This is a genomic window from Ornithinibacter sp., from assembly GCF_035443565.1.
In the GTDB taxonomy this organism is placed as follows: Bacteria; Actinomycetota; Actinomycetes; order Actinomycetales; family Dermatophilaceae; genus Fodinibacter.
Map to the genome: position 1 here is coordinate 1 of NZ_DAORSO010000104.1, position 3465 is coordinate 3465.

Annotated in this window: 3 protein-coding genes; all 3 read right to left on the reverse strand. The window is 72.5% G+C overall.

Annotated features, from left to right (window positions below; genetic code table 11):
• On the reverse strand, positions 1 to 1496 hold a 1496-nt coding region (locus PLL68_RS10635; protein WP_324533896.1), incomplete at its 3' end, for a protein kinase domain-containing protein.
• Positions 1493 to 2686, reverse strand: a complete 1194-nt coding sequence (locus tag PLL68_RS10640; RefSeq protein WP_324533898.1) for a hypothetical protein — start codon at positions 2684 to 2686, stop codon at positions 1493 to 1495. The genes PLL68_RS10640 and PLL68_RS10635, both read right to left, overlap by 4 nt.
• The coding region (locus PLL68_RS10645) for a glutamate ABC transporter substrate-binding protein (protein ID WP_324533900.1) at positions 2683 to 3465 on the reverse strand (783 nt) is incomplete at its 5' end. The genes PLL68_RS10640 and PLL68_RS10645, both read right to left, overlap by 4 nt.

Consider the following 3465-nt stretch of genomic DNA (forward strand, 5'->3'; position numbering starts at 1 on the left):
CCCTGGAGCGCCTCGAGCCGCTGGAGCGGGTCGTCGATGCTGACCGTGCGCAGCCACGACAGCTGCGGGTCGCCCTCATCAGGTCGCAGACCGGGCAGGTCCTGCCAGTTCAGGGAGTCATCGGCCACGGTGGGGACGTCGAAGAGCAACGACGACGTCGAGTGCTCGGCCGCACCGCGGCGGTGCTGCGCCACCACCTCGCGCAGCACACCGAGCAGCTGCACGCGCAGCTCGTCGGCAGAGGCGAAGCGGTCGGCCGGGTCCGGGGCACAGGCCTTGAGCAGCAGGCGGTAGAAGGAGTCGTACTCCTGGAACAACGGGGTGTCGGCGAGCGGCGGCAGGCTGCTCACGTAGGTGCTCTGGTAGCCCCGGAACTCCATCGCGAGCACGACGAGGGTGCGGCCGATGGTGTAGATGTCCGAGGCCACCGACGGCCCGACCTCCGCGACCTCGGGGGCCTGGTAGCCGACGGTGCCGTAGATCGCGGAGTCCGCGTCGTCGATCCGCCGGACCCCACCGAGGTCGATCAGGCGCACGGCGTCACCCACCTGGATGACGTTGTCCGGCTTGAAGTCGCAGTAGACGAGGTCGAGGTCGTGCAGGTAGGAGAACGCGGGGAGCACCTCGAGCACGAAGGCGATCGCCTGGTCGACGGGCAGCGGGTTGTAGGCCCCACCCGCCTCCTTCATCCGCGCCTTGAGCAACTGCTTGAGCGAGGTCCCGCCGACGTACTCCATGACGATGTAGCCGGCACCCTCGTGGGTGACGAAGTTGTAGATCTCGACGATGAGCGGGTGCTCGACCTGCGCGAGGAACTGCCGCTCGGCGATGGCCGCGGCAAGGGCATCGGGGTCACCCGAGTTGAGCAGGCCCTTGAGGACGACCCACCGGTCGGAGACGTTGCGGTCGCGGGCGGCGTAGATCCAGCCCAGGCCACCGTGGGCGATCGCCCCGGCGACGACGTACTGACCGCCGACGACGTCGCCGGGCTTGAGCTTCGGGGTGAAGGAGAAGGGGTTGCGGCACGTGGGGCAGAACCCCTCGGTGCGACCGGGCTGCCCGTCGCGGGAGCGACCCACCGGTGACCCGCACGAGGGGCAGGTGCGCCGGTCCTCGGGGACCATCGGGTTCTCGAGCACGGCCTTGGCCGCGTCGACTGCGGCGACCGGGGGGATCGTCGTCAGTCCTGCGCCGAGACGGGCCCCGCGCAGGCGGGTCGACGAGGTCCCGACCCTGCGGGTGACCGAACTGCCGCCGGCCCCGGCGCGCGCGGAGCCCAGGGCGGTGGACGCGAGGCGGTTCGATGCGCGCGACACCGTGGACGGGCTGTGGGCCACCCCGGCCGGTGCCGTGGCGGTGGATGCCGCGCCGGCTGGTGGGGCGTTCGAGGTGGGTGCGGCACTCGAGGTGGGTGCGGCAGGCGAGCCGCAGACGTCGCAGTAGCCGTCCAGGATCGAGCCCGTGCAGCCGGGCTCGGCGCAGGCCGTCGTGCTCATCGGTGTCCTCCCCGTGTCTGGTGGATCGATCCGCCGCCCGTGGTCGGCAGCGCCCCCAGGTAGGCCTGGTAGGCCGCCATGAGGGCCCGTGCCCGGACCAGGTCGGCGGGCGAGGCGTCCACGGTCTCCCGCACTCGCCCAGCGAGCTCGTCGAGGTCCGCCAGGAGCGCCGTTCCCGACCCGCCCGCGGCCAGGGTGGCCTTGGCGGCGTACGCCTCGAGGCGGCCACGCAGTTCGTCCCGCTCGGCAAGGGCCGAGGCGTACGCGTCCTGGGCGATCGTCAAAGCGCGCCCGACGGCATCCAACCGCACGAGGTAGGCGTCGACGGCATCCGGGTCGGTGGGCACCGGGCCGAGGGCCGAGACGTCGGGCACGGCGAACCGCGGAGCCGGCACGACCTGCGCCACACACCGCACCTCGAGCGCGCGGACCGCGGCACCACGCGCCTCGAGCTCTGCGCGAAGGGCACGAGCGCGGGCCTCGTCGTGGGCGTCAGCCCGCCGGGTGGACGCACCGACGATGAGGTCCCGTTCGGCGCGCGCGCACTCCTGCTCGAGGGGACCGAGCAGGCCCCCGACGTCAGCGCCGCGCTGGGCGCGGGCCGCCACGTCGGACAGTCTGGTGTCGAGTCGGTCGAGGGTGGCGCTCGCGGACTGCCGCCCGATGGCGCTCTCGCGCTCGACGAGGTCGCGGACCCGTTCGACCGAGGCGCGCAACGACCGCAGGCGCGCCTGGACGTCGGCCTCGGAGGCGTCGAGGCCGAGGCGGGCGCGCAGGGAAGCGGCGAGGGCGTCGCTGAGGCGGCAGGCCTCGGGCAGCGAGACCGCCAGCGCTCCCCCGGCGGAGACCGGCCCCCCAGAGGTCGTGGTGTCGAGTCGTCCCCAGATCAGGGTGGACAACCGCTCGAGCTCGGTCGGGCCGACACGGCCTGAGTCCCACGTCGCCACGAGGAGGTCGTGCCGGTCGGCGACAGCCTTCCACAGCGCCATCGACAGCAGCAGGTCACCCGTGTGCGTCGACCCGTCACTCGCGGCGAGGGCCGCCTCGTCGATGTGGTCGAGCTCGCGCTTGCGCTCCTCGCGCCAGGTGCCGAGGGCGCTGAGGTACTCCAGCGCGTCCTGCGCCTGCAGCGGCTGCCCGAGTCGACCGGGCGCCCGGGGTGCGGTGGCCTTCCTCGCCACGGAGATCACGGGTTCCGCCCGTAGACGGGGGCCGGTGGCTTGGGGGCCGGGCCGAGGGCCTCGGCGAGCCACGTGGTGTAGCTGGCCTTCCAGCGGCCGTCGGCCTTCATGTCGGCGAGCACCCCGTTGACGAACCGCACGAAGTCGACGTTCTCCTGGTTGACCCCCAGCCCGTAGGGCTCGGCGGTGAAGGCCGCCCCCTGGACGACCTCGACGAAGGGGTCCTGTGCGGCCAGGCCGGCGAGCACCGTGTCGTCGCCGGTGATGGCGTCGACCGCCCCCTGCTGGAAGAGCACGAGGCACCCGGTGTGCGTGCTCGCGCCGACCGCCTCGACCCCCTCGAAGGTGCGCAGCTTGTCCATGCTCGTCGACCCGTTCGGAGCACAGACCTTCTTGCCGACGAGGTCGCGGATGCCGGTGATCTCACCTCCGCTGTCGGTGCGCTCCCCGAGCCGGACCATGACCTTCTGGCCGGAACGGTAGTACTCGGTGGAGAAGGCGATCTCCTTCCACCGGGCGCAGGTGATCGTCATGTTGCGGGCGACGATGTCGACGCTGCCGTCCTGGAGCGCGGGCAGCCGCTGCGCCGCGGTGATCACGCGCAGCTCGACCTTGTCCGGGCTGCCGAAGATCGCCTGTGACACCGCGCGGATCATGTCGATGTCGAAGCCCTCGATGCGGCCGTTGATCGGGTTGCGCGCGGCCAGCGTCAGCGTGTCGGCCGAGACACCGGCGATGAGGCGGCCACGCTGCTGGATCTCGCGCATCGTCGAGCCGGCGGGCATCGC